Origin of the sequence: Lentzea sp. HUAS TT2 (genome assembly GCF_051853195.1) — a bacterium.
Lineage (GTDB): Bacteria > Actinomycetota > Actinomycetes > Mycobacteriales > Pseudonocardiaceae > Lentzea.
In genome coordinates this window covers 6506356-6523585 of record NZ_CP196667.1, presented here as the reverse complement: position 1 = coordinate 6523585, position 17230 = coordinate 6506356, and the positions used below count along the sequence as shown (strand labels likewise).

Annotated in this window: 16 protein-coding genes; 6 read left to right on the top strand and 10 right to left on the bottom strand. The window is 69.6% G+C overall.

Going from position 1 to position 17230, the window contains the following annotated elements:
* Positions 1-18: 18 nt before the first annotated feature.
* The 10 genes from ACSHWB_RS31685 to ACSHWB_RS31640 all read right to left on the bottom strand — a co-directional run bounded on the left by ACSHWB_RS31685 (position 19) and on the right by ACSHWB_RS31640 (position 8644).
* Positions 19-732, bottom strand: a complete 714-nt coding sequence (locus tag ACSHWB_RS31685; protein WP_439656946.1) for a cupin domain-containing protein — start codon at positions 730-732, stop codon at positions 19-21.
* Complete coding sequence (locus ACSHWB_RS31680; protein ID WP_439656945.1) at positions 726-1601, bottom strand: PmoA family protein; 876 nt, start codon at positions 1599-1601, stop codon at positions 726-728. Before ACSHWB_RS31680 ends, ACSHWB_RS31685 begins: the two co-directional genes overlap by 7 nt.
* A complete protein-coding gene (locus ACSHWB_RS31675) occupies positions 1589-2665 on the bottom strand; it encodes a Gfo/Idh/MocA family protein (RefSeq protein WP_439656944.1) in 1077 nt (358 codons plus the stop codon). The genes ACSHWB_RS31680 and ACSHWB_RS31675 overlap by 13 nt, the downstream gene beginning before the upstream one ends.
* Positions 2662-3969 (bottom strand): ABC transporter substrate-binding protein, encoded by a 1308-nt coding sequence (locus tag ACSHWB_RS31670; RefSeq protein WP_439656943.1) that lies wholly within the window; start codon positions 3967-3969, stop codon positions 2662-2664. The genes ACSHWB_RS31675 and ACSHWB_RS31670 overlap by 4 nt, the downstream gene beginning before the upstream one ends.
* 15 nt (positions 3970-3984) lie before the next feature.
* Positions 3985-4818 (bottom strand): carbohydrate ABC transporter permease, encoded by an 834-nt coding sequence (locus tag ACSHWB_RS31665; protein ID WP_439656942.1) that lies wholly within the window; start codon positions 4816-4818, stop codon positions 3985-3987.
* A complete protein-coding gene (locus tag ACSHWB_RS31660) occupies positions 4808-5731 on the bottom strand; it encodes a carbohydrate ABC transporter permease (protein WP_439656941.1) in 924 nt (307 codons plus the stop codon). Before ACSHWB_RS31660 ends, ACSHWB_RS31665 begins: the two co-directional genes overlap by 11 nt.
* 134 nt (positions 5732-5865) lie before the next feature.
* Entirely contained in the window at positions 5866-6111 is a 246-nt protein-coding gene (locus tag ACSHWB_RS31655; protein WP_439656940.1) for a PLD nuclease N-terminal domain-containing protein, read from the bottom strand.
* A gap of 78 nt (positions 6112-6189) precedes the next feature.
* Positions 6190-6645, bottom strand: a complete 456-nt coding sequence (locus ACSHWB_RS31650; RefSeq protein WP_439656939.1) for a hypothetical protein — start codon at positions 6643-6645, stop codon at positions 6190-6192.
* 75 nt (positions 6646-6720) lie between these two features.
* Positions 6721-7329, bottom strand: coding sequence for an NPCBM/NEW2 domain-containing protein (locus tag ACSHWB_RS31645; protein ID WP_439656938.1), 609 nt, complete (start codon positions 7327-7329; stop codon positions 6721-6723).
* An 82-nt stretch (positions 7330-7411) separates the two neighbouring features.
* Positions 7412-8644 carry an ROK family protein gene (locus ACSHWB_RS31640; RefSeq protein WP_439656937.1) on the bottom strand — a complete coding sequence of 411 codons (1233 nt, stop codon included), beginning with the start codon at positions 8642-8644 and terminating at the stop codon, positions 7412-7414.
* Between the two features lie 137 nt (positions 8645-8781).
* On the opposite strand from ACSHWB_RS31640, the gene ACSHWB_RS31635 reads away from it, so the two are divergent.
* From ACSHWB_RS31635 to ACSHWB_RS31610, 6 genes are read left to right on the top strand one after another with little or no spacing between them, the layout of a single operon-like run.
* On the top strand, positions 8782-10446 hold the full coding sequence (locus ACSHWB_RS31635; protein ID WP_439656936.1) for an ABC transporter substrate-binding protein: 1665 nt from the start codon (positions 8782-8784) through the stop codon (positions 10444-10446).
* Between the two features lie 2 nt (positions 10447-10448).
* Positions 10449-11447, top strand: a complete 999-nt coding sequence (locus ACSHWB_RS31630; RefSeq protein ID WP_439656935.1) for an ABC transporter permease — start codon at positions 10449-10451, stop codon at positions 11445-11447.
* Positions 11444-13120, top strand: a complete 1677-nt coding sequence (locus ACSHWB_RS31625) for a dipeptide/oligopeptide/nickel ABC transporter permease/ATP-binding protein (protein ID WP_439656934.1) — start codon at positions 11444-11446, stop codon at positions 13118-13120. The genes ACSHWB_RS31630 and ACSHWB_RS31625 overlap by 4 nt, the downstream gene beginning before the upstream one ends.
* Positions 13117-13872: an ABC transporter ATP-binding protein gene (locus ACSHWB_RS31620; protein ID WP_439656933.1), complete on the top strand. Its 756-nt coding sequence runs from the start codon at positions 13117-13119 to the stop codon at positions 13870-13872. The genes ACSHWB_RS31625 and ACSHWB_RS31620 overlap by 4 nt, the downstream gene beginning before the upstream one ends.
* Positions 13869-16322 carry a glycoside hydrolase family 2 protein gene (locus tag ACSHWB_RS31615; RefSeq protein WP_439656932.1) on the top strand — a complete coding sequence of 818 codons (2454 nt, stop codon included), beginning with the start codon at positions 13869-13871 and terminating at the stop codon, positions 16320-16322. The genes ACSHWB_RS31620 and ACSHWB_RS31615 overlap by 4 nt, the downstream gene beginning before the upstream one ends.
* Positions 16312-17151, top strand: a complete 840-nt coding sequence (locus ACSHWB_RS31610) for a LacI family DNA-binding transcriptional regulator (protein WP_439656931.1) — start codon at positions 16312-16314, stop codon at positions 17149-17151. Before ACSHWB_RS31615 ends, ACSHWB_RS31610 begins: the two co-directional genes overlap by 11 nt.
* Positions 17152-17230 lie beyond the last annotated feature (79 nt).

The following is a 17230-nucleotide window of genomic DNA, read 5'->3' as shown; positions in this document are numbered from 1 at the left end:
CTGTTCGACCAGAGGAGGTCAGTCGTGCGGTGAGGTCCCCTCCGCAGGGTCGTGGACGTCGAGCCGGCCGCACATGCCGAACCGCCGCGGCCCTTCCGCGCGCATCACGTGGACGTCGGCCTCGGCGAGGTGGCCGATGTCGCCGTCCCGCAACCGGTCCAGCTGCTCACCGGTGCGTTCCGCCGACGCCAGCGCGCCGGCCCGCCACCGCTTCTCCCAGGCGTCCAGCGCGTCCTGCTTCAGCCGCACGGCCGAGCGGTAGAAGTCGTCCAGCGCCGCGTCCTCACCCGCCTCGACGCGCCTCCGCAGCTCCAGGAACCCTTCGACGGCGAGATTTCTGCGCCGCCGGGCGGACTGCTCGTCGCCGGCCTGGGCGTGCGCGGGGTAGTTCTCCGCGTCGGCCAGCACCTCGGCGGGGAACGTGAACACCGCGTCCCCCGCCTCCGGCAGGCCGCTGTTCTGCATCACGACGATGATCCGCAGACCGCCGTCGTCGACCAGGCGGTGGATCGTGCCGGGCGTGAACCAGGCGACGACACCCTCGTGCAACGGCGTCTCGGCGAACCCGCGCCGGGTCAGCGTCTGGACGCTGCCCTTCCCGGCGATCACGTAGTAGCACTCCGAGCAGGCGAGGTGGACGTGCGGGGAACCGCCGCACACCCCGTCCACCGCCGGCCAGTCGTACACCCTCAGCCCGGAGATCCCGACCCCACCGGGAAACGGCGTCACCACGAGTGTTCCTCCACATAGGATTGCAGTCGCTCTCGGTCCCAGGCACCGGTGGCGACGACGAGGCGGTACCGCAGGTTCAGCACCTCACCGGGAGCCAGCTCCACCGTGTCGTGGAACGCGAACGACGGGTTGACCGCGGCGAACGGCGTGCTGCGCACGAACCAGTGCGTCTCCTTGTTGCCGGGGTGGTCCAGGAACAGCAGCGTCGACGAGCGGTCGACCTCGTCGTGCTGGCCGACGAACGCGAGCCAGGGCGCGGCCTCGCCCATCAGCTCCTGCCCCTGTCCCCCGTCGGCGGCGAGCACGGCACCGCCGGTGAACGACCGCGGGCCGCGCCAGAAGAACCCGGTGTAGCCCGCGAGCTCACGGCCGTTGGTGGTCGGGCTGCCGAAGACCAGCGGCTCGGCCCGCCGGTTCGTCAGCGCGGTGGTGAACTCCAGCGTCCACGAGTCGGCCTCGACGTCGCGCACGGCGAACGAGCGTCGTTCGGTGACCCAGTGCTCGCCCGCCTCGGTGTACCAGGACAGCAGCTCGCCGATTCGGGAGCCTTCGACCGCGAACTCCTCGTGCCGCATGGTGCCGACGTTCGGCAGCGCCACGTACCCCTGGTCGCGCACGTACGTCACGCCACCCCAGAAGTTCTGCCCGGACACGTCGGTCGCGGTCATCTGCACGCCCTTGTGCCAGCGGTGGTCGTGCGGCCGGAACGCCGTCACCACGTCACCGGCGAGCGTGCGCACGGGGTGCAGGTAGGGCTTCGGTCCCTCGAAAGCGGGTGTCGACGGCCGGTGGACGTACCGCAGGAGCTCGACGTCGCCCGCCGCCACGACGAGCGCCTCGTCGTCCTGCCGGGTGGTCAGTTCGCCCACGGCGCACCGGTTCCTTCCATCGTCGCGTAGAACGGGCTGTCCGGGCCGATCTCGCCGGCCTTCACGACGGCCCCGGTGAACGCGGAGGCGTAGAGCGCCGCCACGAACTCCATGGTGTCGCGGGCATCGGCGAGGGTCACCGGTGGCACCGAACCGTCGTCGAGGGCGTCCAGGAACGCCGCCAGCTGGCACCGGTGGCTGCTGACAATCCCTGGGTGCTCGCCACGCCACTGGCTCACGACCTCGTCGTGTCCGGGCGCGGGTGTGACGGTCCAGTGCGCGTCGGTGTAGCCGTAGAGGTGCTCGACCTCGACCGTGGCGCGTTCGAAGTCGAACCGCAGCTGCGAGGTCTCCCTGGGCGACAGCAGCGAGTTCGTCACCGAGGCGACCGTGCCGTCGGCGAACGTCACCAGCGCCATCGAGACGTCCTCGGTCTGCACGTCCCGCGCCTGCCGCACCGCCACGGCCCGGATCTCCTGCCACGGCCCGAGAACCGACAGCATCAGGTCGAACTGGTGGATGCCGTGACCCATCGTCGGGCCGCCGCCCTCGCTGTCCCACGTCCCGCGCCACGGCATGTCGAAGTAGGAGTCGCCGCGGTACCAGAGCGTGTCGCACTTCGCGACGAACGACCTGCCGAACGCCCCCTCGGAGACCAGGCGCCGCAGGCGGATCGCGGCGGGCCCGAAGCGGTGCTGGAACACCGTCGAGACCCGGCCCGCCGAGCCGCGTTCGGCCGCGATCAACCTGTCCATCCCGCTCAGCGACAACGCCGGCGGCTTCTCCACCAGCACGTTCACCCCGGCCGCCAGGCACTCCAGGGCGAGCGGCACGTGATGGCTCGGCGGTGTGCACACGTGCACCACGTCCAGGTCCTCCGCCTCCAGCAACGCGGCCGGAGTGGGGTGCGTGCGCGGCACACCCCACTCCTTCGCGAACGCCATCGCTCTGTCGGCGTCCACGTCCACCACGGCCACCAGCTCGACGCGGTCCCCCAGCGCCCGCACCGCCTCGGCGTGGGCGGCCGCGATCGCACCCGTGCCGACGATGGCCGCGCGCCTCACCTCGCGGCGTCCACTTCGGACTGGACTTCCTTGATGAACGACGCCGCCGCCGCGTCCGGCGTGGTCCGGCCGAACAGCACGTCCTCGGTGTGCCGCTTGAGGATCGTGTCGAGCGTGCTGGCGCCGTTGGGCGTGATCCTGGGCGGGTCGCTGACCGGGACCGTGTCGAGGTACTCCTTGGCGGCCTTGTCGGTCTCCTTGAGCTGGCCGGCGATCGCCTCGCGGATCTTCTGGTTGGCGGGCACACCGCGTTCGGTCAGCAGGATCTTCGCGGCCTCCTCGTCGTTGGCGAGGAAGCTCACGAACGCCGCGGCCTCGGCCGGGTACTTCGACCGAGCGGACACCGACCAGAACATCGACGGCTTGTAGTAGGCGCCGGGTGCCTTGCCCTGGGTCTCGCCGGGCAGCCGCAGCAGCTTCAGCTTGGCGCCACTGGCGGCGGTCAGCGCGGTGAGCTGGGTGTTCCACCACAGGCCGAACGCCGCGGTGCTGGTCGCGGTCGCGGACTGGTTCAGCCCGGCGGAGGCCTTCTCGACGGTCACCGACGGCGGCGCCGTGATCCCGGACTTGGCCAGGTCGAGGATGTACTGCCAGTAGTCGCGGGCGATCTCCTGCGGCAGCACGACCTTGGCGTCCGCGTCGAACATGGCCTTGCCCTGCTGGCGTGCGCGGATGCTCAGGCCGGCCGCGTCGTTGATGCCGGGCGACTGGACGCCGAACACCGCGCCGCCACCGGCTTTCGACACCTGGTCGCCGATGCTCTTCAGGTCGTCCCACGACCACTTCGTGTCGTCGGGGACAGGGATGTCGTACTTGGCCAGCAGGTCGAGGTTGACCATGATCGAGTACATGCCCAGGCCGACCGGTAACCCGTACTGCTTGTCCGCGATCGCACCGGTGGCGAGCGCCTTCTGGTCGAAGTCGGCCGTGTCGAGGTGCTTCTTGGCCTCGTTCAGGTCGAGCAACGCGCCGCGCTCGGCGTAGGAGGCGATGTAGAGCTCGTCCATCTGCATGATGTCCGGCGCGTCGTTGGCCGCCATCGTGGTGGCGAGGCTGTCCCAGTAGCCGTTCCACTCCTTGAACTCACCTTTGACGGTGATGTTCGGGTGCTTCTTCTGGAACATGTCGATGACCTGCTGGGTCCGCTTGTGCCGGTCGTCGGCGCCCCACCACGTGAACCGCAGCGTGACCTTCTCCGTCGTCAGGTCGCCACCGGCCTCGGAACCGGACCCGCACGCCGCCAGGGACGCGGTCAGCGACAGCAGCACCACCCACGCGGCACCGCGGCGAACACCTCTGAACATGAGCTGTCCTTTCGGCTACTTGCCCCCGGTCGTGGCGATCCCCTGGACGAGGTACCGCTGGCCGATCAGGAACGCGAGGAAGATCGGGAGGAGCGACACCACGCTCATCGCGAACTGCGAGCCCCACGACGTCGCGACCGTCGAGTCGACGAACGAGCGCAGGGCGACGGGCACCGTGTACATCTCCGGGTCCGTCAGGTAGATCAGCTGGCTGAAGAAGTCGTTCCACGTCCAGATGAACGTGAAGATCGTGGTGGCCGCGAGCGCCGGTTTCATCAGCGGCAGCACGATCCGCAGGAAGATCCGCGGATGGCCGCAGCCGTCGATGCGCGCGGCCTCGTCGAGCTCGCGCGGCAGCCCGCGGATGAACTGCACCATCAGGAACACGAAGAACGCGTCCGTGGCGAGGATCTTCGGCACGATCAGCGGCAGGAAGGTGTTGACCCAGCCGATGTTCGAGAACAGCACGTACTGCGGCACGATGATCACGTGGATCGGCAGCATGATCGTGCCGAGCATGATGCCGAACCACCACCGCTTGCCGGTGAACTGCAGCCGCGCGAAGGCGTAGGCCGCCATCGAGCACGACACCAGGTTGCCGACGATGCAGCCCAGCACGAGGATCGCCGAGTTCAGCAGGTAGGTCCCGAACGACGGCGTGAGCGCGTTCCAGCCCTCGGTGTAGTTCTCGGTCTGCAGGCTGTCGAGGATCAGGCCGGGGCTGCGGAAGATCTCGTCGCCCGGCCGCAGCGAGCTGACGATCATCCACAGCACCGGGTACAGCATCACGAACCCGATCAGGACCAGTCCGGTGTGCTTGGCCAGCGAGGTGAGCCGTTCAGTCGTCATAGAACACCCAGAACCTGGCCGCCCAGAAGTTGATCGCCGTGAACGCCGCGATGATCAGCAGCAGGAACCACGCCAGCGCGGACGCGTAACCCATGTCGAACCGGCTGAAACCCTGCTGGTACAGGTAGAGCGTGTAGAACATGGTCGAGTCGGACGGCCCGCCGGTGCCGCCGGAGACGACGAACGCCTGCGTGAACGACTGGAACGCGTGGATGATCTGCAGCACCAGGTTGAAGAACAGGATCGGCGACAGCAGCGGTAGCGTGATCCGCCAGAACCGCGACCACCTCCCCGCGCCGTCGATCGCGGCGGCCTCGTAGTAGACCTCGGGGATCTGCCGCAGCCCGGCCAGGAAGATGATCATCGGTGAGCCGAACGTCCACACGTTCAGCACGATCAGCGTCGACAACGCGGTGTCCGGGTCGGAGATCCACCCCTTGCCCTCGACCCCGAAGAACCCCAGCACGCGGTTCACCAGGCCCTCGGTGCCGAAGACCTGCGTCCACAGCACCGCGATCGCCACGCTCGACCCGAGCAGCGACGGCAGGTAGAACGCCGAGCGGTAAAACGCGAGCCCGCGCAGCCCCCGGTTGAGCAGCAACGCGACACCCAAGGCGCACGCCAGCTGCAGGGGCACGGACACGAGCACGTAGGTGAACGTGACGCGCAGCGCGTTGTGCAGGCGGGAGTCGCTGAGGATGCGCGCGAAGTTGTCGAATCCGATGAGCCTCGGCGGCTGGATCAGGTTGTACTTCGTGAAGCCCAGCCCGAACGACGCGAGCACCGGGCCGACCGTGACGAGGAGCAGCCCGGCGAACCAGGGCGCGAGGAACCAGAAAGCGGCCCTGTTGTCGCTTTTCCGGACCTGGGCGCCGCCCCGGCGCAGCTGACGCAGTTCGTCTAGAGCGCTCATCGACCCCCGACCCCGTCGTCCGGAAAACGCTTTCCGGAGTCTGCATCGGTGCCTGATGAGCGTCAAGCACGCTGTCGAATGCCGTCGAAACGCACTGTCGAACGCCGTCGAAACTGTGGAGTCCTTTGTAGAGGCTAGACCGCGGCTGTGCGCCTTCCGGCCACGAACCACAGGACGCTGCCGAGGAAGGGCAGCGAGAACACCACGAGCAGCCAGAGGATCTTGGCGCCGCAGCCGACGGGCGCGGCCAGCACGCTGATCACCGCGGCCACCCAGAAGGCGAGGAGGGCGAGCGTCCCGAGCACGAGGAGCACGAGGCCGCCGCCCTCCAGCAGCGTGACGTTCTGGTCGGACAAGGCGTGCACGAGCTGTGGTGACATGACTACGACGGTAAGTCCGTTCGGCCGCATCGGTCATCGGCCTGAGGGACCATCGTCCGTCCTACTTCAAGTGGACGCTCACGCGTACGGGTTGCGGCCGGAGAGCCCGCCGACCTTGCACGGGCCGTTCGACGCGTCACGGCAAACAACAACGCCCATGTAGGTGATCGAGTCGCCGCTGATCGACCACGTCAGGTTGTTGTAGGAGGAGTAGTCCTCCTTGTCACAGCCGGAGTAGTCGTAGCGACGCGTAGGCGTCGTGTCGGGATGCAGCGAACCGTTGTAGAACAGGAAGTAGGCGTAGACCGGCTTGGCGTCGCAGCCCCAGTCCGACACGAGCAGGTCGATGTTGCCCACCGAGCTCCGCCCGGTCCAGTCGAACGTCGCCCCGGCGTAGCCGTAGTCCTGTCCCGAGTAGATGAACTCCTGGTCGGCGGCACCGGCCGGCGACGTGTTCACGGTGACGACCGAGAGCGCGATCATGGCGGCGGCCGCGACCCGGCCGGCCAGCTTGCTGAAGGTTCTCGAAACCATGGCGGCAGTTAACAACGCGCCACCGCGGTCGCTGAAGCTATTGCGCCAGGGCGCAAAGCCTCCCCGGCCGCTGCGTCAGACGGCCTTGCCGGGCGCCGCGGAGCAGAACACCCGCGGGGTCCCCCAGGCGTTGGCCGCGTCGCGGCTGGCACGCACGTCCAGCAACGTCAGCCGGTCGACGTCCGAGATGTCGATCTCGACGTGCTGGGGTGCGTCGTCGATGCTCGCCTGCCTCGTGACGGCCGCCGCCTCGTCGGCCTTGATCACGAACTGGCCGATCCCCTCCGTCTGGGTCGAGTCCGCGTCCTTGCCGATCCACACCGACAACCGGGTGCACCTGCTCGCGACGGACCAGGTGCGGAAGTTCACCGGCTGGGCCGCCGTCGAGCCGGCCGAGCCCCGGATGCCTCGGGTGAACGGCTCCTTGCCCACGCCGATGCTGATCGACGCCAGGGTCTGGTGCCCGTCACCGGACTCGACGGTCTGGTAGTTGGTGAGGTCGTACCAGTCCTCGACGGGTGTCGGAGGCGCGGCCAGTGACGTGGTGAGGACGGTGGCCGGCGGCTCCTCGCCGTCCAACACCCCGCTGACGAGCACGGAGATCCCGATGACCAGCACGATGACCACGGCGGCCGTGCCCGCGATCCACCGCCTGGGTTTGTGACCTGCGCCACCAGTTTTCATGCCCGGCATTGTCTGGGACGGACACCCCTTTGTTACAGGGTTCGGCTCCTTTTGAGACAAAAAGAAATTCGAGACCCGTCGCTCAGCGGGTGAGCTGACCGAACACCGGGGGCTCCTCGGCGGCCAGGTCGTCCGGCAACCTCAACCCCTGTCGCCGCGGCACGAGCTCCGACTGCAGCACGATCGCGGCGGCACCGATCGCCGGCGCGGAGGCAGCCGAAGGCGACAGTCGCACGGAGATCGGGTGCGCGTCGCGGGCGATGAACGCGCTGTCGAGCTCGGCGCGCAGCACCGGCAGGTAGACGGAGCCGGCGATCGCGAAGCTCGGGCCGGTGAGCACCAGCACCTCGAGGTCCAGCACGTTCGCGAGCGTGCGCGCCGCCGCCGCGACGTAGCGGGCGGACCGTTCCAGCAACGCCACCGCGCGGGTGTTGCCCTGCCTGGCCGCCCTGCTGATCGCCGCGAAGTCCGCCGCGACCGGGGTGGCGGCGCGGGTCCGGCCGCCGACCAGTCCCGCCGCACGGGTGAGCGCCCGGTCCGCCCGCGCCTGCTCGACGACGGCGGCGGGACCGGCCAGCACCTCCAGGCATCCCTTCGCACCGCACCGGCACCGCGGCCCGTCGACGTCGAGGCAGGCGTGGCCGATCTCGCCGGCATGACCGCCGGAACCGCGGTAGGTCGTGCCGCCGAGCACGACCCCCGCGCCGATCCCGGTGCCCATGAACAACGCGGCGAACGTCGACGTCGCGCCGACACCGCCGGACCAGTGCTCGCCGATCGCCGCCGCGGTCGCGTCGTTGTCGAGCACGACGGGCAGACCTGACGCACGTTCCAGCGCCTGGCCGAACCCGTGGTGCTCCGCCGGGCGGGCCGCGGCGAGTCCCAGCCCCAGGATTCGACGGCGTTCGACGCCGACGCTGTCGATCAGCGCGTCGACCTCGCGGGCCACCCGCGCGACCACGGCCGCCGGTTCGTCGGCGCCCGCACCCGCGCGCGAGATCCTCGCGACGACCGCCCCGCCGAGGTTGGTCAGCACGTAGGTGATCCGCGCGTCGTCGAGGTGCACGCCGACGGCGTAGCGCGCGAAGTGGTTGAGCTGCAACATGACCCGGCGCTTGCCGCCGGTCGACTCGGCGTGCCCGGTCTCGGCGACCAGGCCCTCGTCGATCAGGCCGCGCACGACCGTGGAGATCGTCCCTCCGGTCAGGCCCGTGGCGTTGACCAGGCCGACGCGGCTGATCATGCCCGCCGCCCTGACCAGGTCCAGCACCGCCGCCCTGGTGCTCGCGTGGGTCACCCGCGCCGGTCCGCTCACTACGTTCCTCCGTCGAACGACGAACTGTGCACATCGACAAGCTCGGGATCAGTAAAGCATCTCGAGCCGTTGACTTTCTTTGTTTAGTAACTGAAGAATCCTCGCCGCGAACCACCCAGCCACGGGGAGGATCAACGATGTTCCTGCACAAGCGGCTCAGCGCACTCGGTCTCGCGGTGGTGCTCGCGGCCGCCGCGGCCTGCTCCGGATCGGGCGGAGCAGGCAGGTCCCGCGACACGCTCGTCGTCTACACCGGCCAGGCAGGCGACTACCAGCTGAACTTCAACCCGTACGCCCCCACGCTGATCGAGGGGCCCGGCACGATCTACGAGCCGCTGTTCTTCTTCAACATCGCGAAGGACCAGCCGCCGAAACCCATGCTCGGCACCGAGTTCAAGTGGAACCCGGACGGCACCGAGCTCTCCGTCACGCTCAGGGACGACGTGACCTGGTCCGACGGCGAGAAGTTCACCGCGGAGGACGTCAAGTTCACGCTCGACATGGTCGCGAAGACCCCCGCCGTCAACAAGACGGGCTTCAAGGGCACGACGACCGCGGCCGACGACACGCACGTGGTCGTGAAGTTCCCCGAACCGTCCTACATGGACGGACCGCAAGTGCTGGGCCAGCTGTGGATCCTGCCCGAGCACATCTGGAAGAACTACGCCACGCCCGCCACCGAGGTGAACCCGAACCCGGTCGGCACCGGCCCGTTCCAGCTCGGCGAGTTCAAGGCGCAGTCGTTCACCCTCAAGTCGAACCCGAAGTACTGGGGCGGCGAGCCCGCGGTGAAACAGGTCCGCTACCTGTCGCTGTCGGGCAACCAGGCGGGCGTGGACGCCCTCAAGGCCGGGTCGATCGACTGGCAGACCGGCCCTGTCCCGGACATCCAGGACGTCGAGAAGAACTACCCCGGCTACAAGGTCGTCACGCTGCCGCTCAACCAGGTCGCGTTGTTCACCTGCTCCAACGCGCAGCTCGGCTGCCAGGGCGCGCAGACCGATCCGGCCGTGCGCCAGGCGATCTACCACGGCATGAACCGCACCCAGATCAACTCGCTGGCGTTCCAGAACACCGCCGCCGCGATGTCGCCCGGCTACACGCTCCAGCCGCGTGACGAGTCGCTGATCTCGAACAGGCTCACCGACCACATGGCGCCGATGAACGCCGACACCGCCAAGTCCGACCAGATCCTCACCGCCGCCGGGTACGCCAAGGGCACCGACGGCATCTACGCCAAGGACGGCAAGCCGCTCGCGCTGTCGGTGAAGGTGGTCGCCGGCTGGACCGACTACATCACCGCGCTGGAGACCCTGAGCCAGCAGCTGCTCAAGGTCGGCATCAAGATCACCCCGCAGCAGCTGTCGTGGAACGAGTGGGCGGACGCGCGTGGACGCGGCCAGTTCGAGCTGCTGATCGACTCGGTGGAGCAGGGCCCTGCGCCGGACCCGTACTACACCTACAGCTACTTCTTCTCGACCGCGACGACCGCGCCGGTCGGGCAGGCGGCCAACCCGAACTTCGCCCGGTTCAGCAACCCCGTCGTGGACGCCGCGCTGGCCGAGCTCAAGAAGACCGACCGGAAGGACCCCTCCCGGCAGCAGCACTACGACACCATCCAGGTCGAGCTCGAGAAGTCGATGCCGTACATCCCGGTGCTGACCGGCGGCGTGCCGAACGAGTACAACGACAAGGCCTTCACCGGCTGGCCGACCAAGGACGACCTGTACGCGTTCCCCGCCGTGTGGAAGCGGCCGGACGCCTCGCAGGTGTACGCGAAGCTCAAGCCCGCCGGGTCCTGACGATGGGCTACCACCTGCGCAAGGTCGCCTTCTACCTGGCGGCGCTGTGGGCGGCGGTGACGCTGAACTTCGTCATCCCGCGGCTGCTGCCGGGCAACCCGGTGGACATCCTGATGGCCAAGCTCCAGCAGCGCGGCGGGTCCGTAGACCCCGCCGCGCGCCAGGCCTACGAGACGCTGCTCGGCACCGGCGGGCGCGAGTCGTTCGCCGCGGAGTACCTGGCGTACCTGGGAAACCTGTTGCGCGGTGAGCTCGGGGTGTCGGTCAGCGCCTTCCCAGCGAAGGTCACCGACGTGATCGGTGCCTCGCTGCCGTGGACGGTCGTGCTGGTCGGGCTCGCGACGCTGATCTCCTTCGTGCTCGGCATCGGGCTCGGCGCGCTGGTCGGCTGGAGGCGCGGCACCTGGCTCGACTCGCTGGTGCCCGCGACCACGATGCTGTCGGCGGTGCCGTACTTCTGGCTGGCGCTGATCCTGGTCGCGCTGCTCTCGTCCGGGCTCGGCTGGTTCCCGCTCAACGGCGGCTACGACGTCGTCCTGGATCCCGGCTGGAGTCCGGAGTTCCTCGGCTCGGCGCTGTACCACGGCATCCTGCCCGCGCTGACGATCGTCGTCTCGTCGGTCGGCGGCTGGCTGCTCGGCATGCGCAACATGATGGTCTCGGCCATGTCGGAGGACTACGTGCTGACCGCGCGGGCCAAGGGCCTGACCGGCAGCAGGGTGATGGTCAGGTACGCGGCCCGCAACGCCGTGCTGCCGTCCGTCGCCGGGTTCGCGATCTCACTCGGGTTCGTGGTGTCCGGGTCGATCGTCACCGAGCAGGTGTTCTCCTACCCCGGCATCGGCTCGAAGCTGCTGCAGGCCGTGCAGAACAACGACTACGCGCTGATGCAGGGGATCTTCCTGGTGATCACGATCGCGGTGCTCGGCGCGAACCTCGTCGTCGACCTGCTGTACGGCCTGATCGACGCCCGCACGAGGGATCGGAGCACGGTTTCATGACCTGGTCGGGCAAACTCGTCACCGGTCTCGGCCTGGCCGGGCTGATCGTCCTCTTCGGACTGCTCGGCCCGGTGCTCACCGGCGATCCGGCCACCATCAGGGACATCGGCCTCACCCCTCCCGGTGGTGAGCACCTCCTGGGCACCACCGTCATCGGTCAGGACGTGCTCGCCCAGCTCACCCACGCCACCCGCGGCTCGTTGTGGATCGGCCTGCTCGTCGGGGTCATGGCGACCGTGCTGTCCGGTGTCTTCGGCATCGTCGGCGCGTACGCGGGCGGGGTGGTGGACGAGGCGTTCTCGTTGTTCTCCAACGTGATGCTGGTGATCCCCGGTCTCCCCCTGGTCATCGTGATCGCCGGTTTCGTGCCCGCCGAGCAGCGTGGCACGTGGACGATCTCGCTGGTGCTCGCGATCACCGGGTGGGCGGCCGCGGCCCGTGTGCTGCGCGCGCAAACGCTGTCGTTGCGCAACCGCGACTACGTGGCCGCCGCGCGGGTCTCCGGCGAGAAGACCTGGCGGGTGATCTGCGTGGAGATCCTGCCGAACCTGTTGCCGATCCTCGCCTCCCAGTTCGTGTTCGCCGTCGTGCTGGCGATCCTGAGCGAGGCGGGCCTGGCGTTCCTCGGGCTGGGCGCGGCCGACTCCTCGACGCTCGGCACGATGCTCTACTACGCGCAGAACGGCTTCGCGCTACAACGGGAGGCTTGGTGGTGGTTCGTCCCTCCGGGACTGATCATCGCCCTGTTCGGCGGCGCGCTCTCACTCGTCAACTTCAGCATCGACGAGATCATCAACCCCGCGTTGCGCGACCGGCCCCGGCGCGGTCGTGACGTCGTGGCCACCACGCCTGTGGTGGCTCCTGCCGACGACGCGGTCCTGACGGTCAGCGACCTCAACGTCGTCTACCAGGGCGCCACACCGGTGCACGCGGTCAAGGACGTCTCGCTGACGTTGCGGCGCGGCGAGATCCTCGGCCTGGCCGGCGAGTCCGGGTGCGGCAAGACCACGCTCGCCTACGCGATCAACCGCCTGCACCGACCACCGGCGGAGGTCACCTCCGGCTCCGTCGTCTTCGACGGCATCGACGTGCTGGCGCTCAAGCCGGACGAGCTGCGGGAGTTCCGCTGGGTCAAGCTGTCCATGGTCTTCCAGGGCGCCATGAACTCGCTCAACCCCGTCACCCCGATCCGCGCGCAGCTGCAGGACGTCCTGCGCACGCACCGTCCGTCGATGTCCACTTCGGACCGTGAGGCCCGGTGTGCGGAGGTGCTCCGGCTCGTCGGCGTCGACCCGGCCAGGCTCGGCTCCTACCCGCACGAGCTGTCCGGCGGCATGCGGCAGCGGGTCATGATCGCCATGGCACTGCTGCTCGAACCGCAGGTCATGATCATGGACGAGCCCACCACCGCCCTGGACGTGCTGGTGCAGCGCGAGATCCTGAACGAGATCAAGCGCTTGCGCGACGAGCTGCGGTTCGCGGTCGTGATCATCACGCACGACCTGCCGCTGCTGCTGGAGCTGAGCGACCGGATCGCGGTGATGCGCGACGGCGAGGTCGTCGAGTACGCGGCGGCCGAGGAGATCTACCTGCGGCCGCAGCACGCCTACACCCGGCAGCTGCTGGCCTCGTTCCCCAGCCTGACCGGCGAGCGAGGAGCCCTGATCCGATGACCACGCTGGAAGTCCGCGACCTCACCAAGACGTTCCACCGGCACCGCGCGGTCGACGGTGTCTCGTTCACGCTCACCGCCGGCCGGACCGTCGCGCTCGTCGGCGCGTCCGGGTCGGGGAAGTCGACGATCGCGAGGATGATCGCCCGCCTGGTCCGTCCCACCTCCGGCGAGATCACGCTGACCGGCCCGGACGGCGAACCCTTGCCGTCACGCCACTACCGCGACCACGTCCAGATGATCTTCCAGGACCCGTTCGCGTCGCTCAACCCGTTCCACACCGTCGAGCACCACCTCGCGCGGCCCCTGCTGCTGCACGGCCGTTCTCGGGCGGAGGTCCCCCAGCTGCTGGAGCGGGTGAGCCTCACCCCGGACTTCGCCCGCCGGCGTCCGCACCAGCTCTCCGGCGGGCAACGGCAGCGCGTGGCCATCGCCCGCGCGCTCGCACCGGGCGCGAGGGTGATCGTCGCGGACGAGCCGGTGTCCATGCTGGACGTCTCGATCCGGCTCGGTGTGCTCAAGCTGCTGGACCGGCTGCGCCGCGAGGAGGACCTCGCCGTCCTCTACATCACGCACGACCTGGCCACCGCCCGGCACTTCTCCGACGAGGTCCTGGTGATGCACCAGGGTCGCATCGTCGAACGCGGGCCTGGCGACGACGTGCTGCTGCGTCCCCAGGACCCGTACACCCGGCAGCTCGCCGCCGCCGCACCCGACCCCGAAACCCGTTTCCGCCAGGGAGGTCCGTCTTGATCCGGCAGAACCTGCACGACGGCTGGCAGCTGACCGCGACCACGAACGAGGTGCCGGCAGGCGTCCGCGGCAGGACGGTGCCCGCGACCGTGCCCGGCAGCACGCACCTCGACCTGCTCGCGTCCGGCCTGATCACCGACCCGTTCCTGGACAGGGCCGAGGAGGAGCTGGCCTGGACGCACCGCGCGGACTGGCGCTACCGCACCACCTTCCTCGCCACCGGCGCGTCCGGGCAGGCCGACCTCGTCTTCGAGGGACTGGACACGATCGCCGCCGTCGAGCTGAACGGTCACCTGCTCGGCCACACCGCGAACATGCACCGCAGCCACCGCTTCGACGCGCGGCCGTTCCTCGTGGACGGTGCCAACGACCTCACCGTCTCGTTCTCCTCCGCGCTGACCCACGCGGAGAAGGTGGAGGCAGCGCTGGGCCGGCGCGAGCACGTCAACGCCCACCCGTTCAACATGATCCGCAAGATGGCCTGCAGCTTCGGCTGGGACTGGGGCCCTGACCTGCAGACCGCGGGGATCTGGCGGCCGGTCCGGCTGGAGCGCTGGCACACCGCGCGGCTCGGCCAGGTCCGTCCGATCGTGACGGTCGCCGCGGACGGCACCGGCCAGGTCGAGCTGCACGTCGACGTCGAGTGGGCGCCGGACGCGCGCGAGAACCTGACGTTGCTGATCACCGTGGGCGCGTACGAGCGCACCGTCACCATCCCGGCCGGCCAGCGGACCGTGGTCGCCCGCGTGGACGTGCCCGACGCGCGGCTCTGGTGGCCTGCCGGCTACGGCGACCAGCCGCTCTACGACCTCGATGTGGTGCTGCGCGGCGAATCCGAGCTCGACAGCACCTCCAAGCGGATCGGGTTCCGCACGATCACCGTGGACACGACCCCCGACGAGCACGGCACCCCGTTCACCGTCGTCGTGAACGACAGGCCCGTCTTCGTCAAGGGCGCCAACTGGATCCCCGACGACCACTTCCTCACCAGGATCACCCGCGACCGGCTGGCGCGGCGGGTGGACCAGGCCGTGACCGCGCACGTCAACCTGCTGCGGGTGTGGGGCGGCGGGATCTACGAGTCCGACGACTTCTACGACGTCTGCGACGAGCGCGGAGTCCTGGTGTGGCAGGACTTCCCGCTCGCGTGCGCCGCGTACCCGGAGGAGGAACCGGTCCGCGGTGAGCTGGAGGCCGAGGCCCGCGAGAACGTCGTGCGGCTGATGTCGCACGCCTCGCTCGCGTTGTGGAACGGCGGCAACGAGAACCTGTGGGGGTTCGCCGACTGGGGCTGGCCCGAGCAGCTGGACGGCAGGACGTGGGGCCTGGGCTACTACGACGACCTGTTGCCGGGCATCGTGGCCGAGCTCGACCCGACCCGGTTCTACTGCCCCAGCAGCCCGTACAGCCCGGTGCCCGGCGTGCACCCGAACGACGAGGACCACGGCACGCGCCACGACTGGCACGTCTGGAACCAGGCGGGCTACGAGCACTACCGCGACCACGTGCCGCGGTTCTGCTCGGAGTTCGGGTTCCAGGGCCCGCCGGCGTGGTCCACCCTCACCCGCTGGATCCACGACCGGCCGCTGACCCCGGACTCGCCGAGCTTCCTGACCCACCAGAAAGCGGAGGACGGCAACGGGAAGCTCGCCCGCGGACTGGCCGGGCGCCTGCCGGTGCCGCCGCGGTTCGAGGACTGGCACTGGGCGACGCAGCTCAACCAGGCACGGGCGGTGGCCTTCGGCATCGAGCACTTCCGCTCGTGGTGGCCGCGCACGGCCGGCGCGATCGTCTGGCAGCTCAACGACTGCTGGCCCGTCACGTCCTGGGCTGCGATCGACAGCGAGGAACGGGTGAAACCGCTCTGGTACGGGCTGCGGCACGCGTACGCGCCCCGGCTGCTCACCTTCCAGCCGCGCGGCGACCGGCTCGTGCTCGTCGCCGTCAACGACCACGACGAGCCGTGGGACGCGCACCTCACCCTGGACCGGCAGACGTTCCGCGGTGTCACGCTGCACCTGACTAGACTGCGCCGGACGGTGCCGCCCCGTTCAGTGCTCTGCGTGGACCTGGACGAGGCGCTGCCGCGGCCGGTGAACGACGACGCGGAGGTGATGGTGGCGACGACCGCCGAGGCCCGCGCGATCCTGCCGTTCCGGGAGGACGTCGAGCTGGCCTACGACCCGCGTCCCCTTGTCGCCCAGGCGAAGGCCGTGCCCGGCGGGTACGAGGTCGAGGTGCGCGCCGGTTCGTTCGCGCGCGACGTCACGATCCTGGCCGACCGGGTCGCCCCGGACGCGGTCGCCGACGACTCGCTCGTGCCGATGCTGGCGGGAGAGGTACGCGTGTTCCACGTCCGCACGGACGCCGTCGTCGATCCCGCGGCCTTCACCGATCCTTCGGTCCTGCGCTGTGCCAACGACCTGTGTGTGGTGGCCGATGGCCGCTGACCCGACCGGCGCGATCGGGCTGGTGCTCGCGCGGCCCGCGCGCCTGCTCGGGGTCGAGCCGTTCTTCATGGAGTTCATCGCGGGCATCGAGGAACGGCTGGCCGAACGCGACCTGTCCGTCCTGCTGCACGTCGTGGCGGACCACGAGGCCGAGATCGCCGCCTACCGCCGCTGGGCGAGTCGCAGCCTGGTCGACGCCGTCGTGGTGGTGAACCCGGTGGCGGACGACCCGCGTCCCGCCGTGCTCGAGGAGATCGCGCTGCCCGCCGTCGTCGTCGGCGACGACCCGCGGCTGCCCTCGGTCCGCACCGACCACGCCGGTCCGGTGGCCGAGGCGCTCGGGCACCTGCTCGCGCTGGGACACCGGCGGATCGCCAGGGTGACGGGTCCCTCGGCGTTGCAGCACACGAGGGCCCGCACGGACGCGTTGCTGGCCGGATGCGCGCAGGCCGGGGTCGAACCGGTGATCGTCGAGGGCGACTACTCGGAGGAGGCGGGCGCCAAGCTCACCGCGTCGCTCCTGAGTGGACCGGAGCCGCCCACCGCGATCCTCTACGACAACGACGTGATGGCGGTCGCCGGGCTCGCCGCGGCCGCCGAGCTCGGTGTCGCGGTGCCGGATCGGCTGAGCCTGGTGGCGTGGGACGACTCGACGCTGTGCCGGCTCGCCTCCCCCGCCCTCACGACTATGAGCGTCGACGTGCACCAGTTCGGTGTGTCGGTGGCGGAGTCGGTGCTGGAACGGATCGGCGGTGGGCCGGTCACGCCGCGCTGGTCGCCGACGGCTCGGTACATCGTGCGCGGCACTACGGCGCCGGTGTCTACTTAGGACGTTGGGGTGCCGGGCCGGTTCGGGAGGTGGCGGGCGGGTTCGCCTGGAGCCACGCGCGCGCGTCGGAGATCAGCTC

Coding starts and splice junctions, on each gene's coding strand:
- ACSHWB_RS31670 (WP_439656943.1), bottom strand. CDS start 3,969: ATGTTCAGAGGTGTTCGCCGCGGTGCCGCGTGGGTGGTGCTGCTGTCG.
- ACSHWB_RS31665 (WP_439656942.1), bottom strand. CDS start 4,818: ATGACGACTGAACGGCTCACCTCGCTGGCCAAGCACACCGGACTGGTC.
- ACSHWB_RS31660 (WP_439656941.1), bottom strand. CDS start 5,731: ATGAGCGCTCTAGACGAACTGCGTCAGCTGCGCCGGGGCGGCGCCCAG.
- ACSHWB_RS31655 (WP_439656940.1), bottom strand. CDS start 6,111: ATGTCACCACAGCTCGTGCACGCCTTGTCCGACCAGAACGTCACGCTG.
- ACSHWB_RS31650 (WP_439656939.1), bottom strand. CDS start 6,645: ATGGTTTCGAGAACCTTCAGCAAGCTGGCCGGCCGGGTCGCGGCCGCC.
- ACSHWB_RS31645 (WP_439656938.1), bottom strand. CDS start 7,329: ATGAAAACTGGTGGCGCAGGTCACAAACCCAGGCGGTGGATCGCGGGC.
- ACSHWB_RS31635 (WP_439656936.1), top strand. CDS start 8,782: ATGTTCCTGCACAAGCGGCTCAGCGCACTCGGTCTCGCGGTGGTGCTC.
- ACSHWB_RS31630 (WP_439656935.1), top strand. CDS start 10,449: ATGGGCTACCACCTGCGCAAGGTCGCCTTCTACCTGGCGGCGCTGTGG.
- ACSHWB_RS31625 (WP_439656934.1), top strand. CDS start 11,444: ATGACCTGGTCGGGCAAACTCGTCACCGGTCTCGGCCTGGCCGGGCTG.
- ACSHWB_RS31620 (WP_439656933.1), top strand. CDS start 13,117: ATGACCACGCTGGAAGTCCGCGACCTCACCAAGACGTTCCACCGGCAC.
- ACSHWB_RS31610 (WP_439656931.1), top strand. CDS start 16,312: ATGGCCGCTGACCCGACCGGCGCGATCGGGCTGGTGCTCGCGCGGCCC.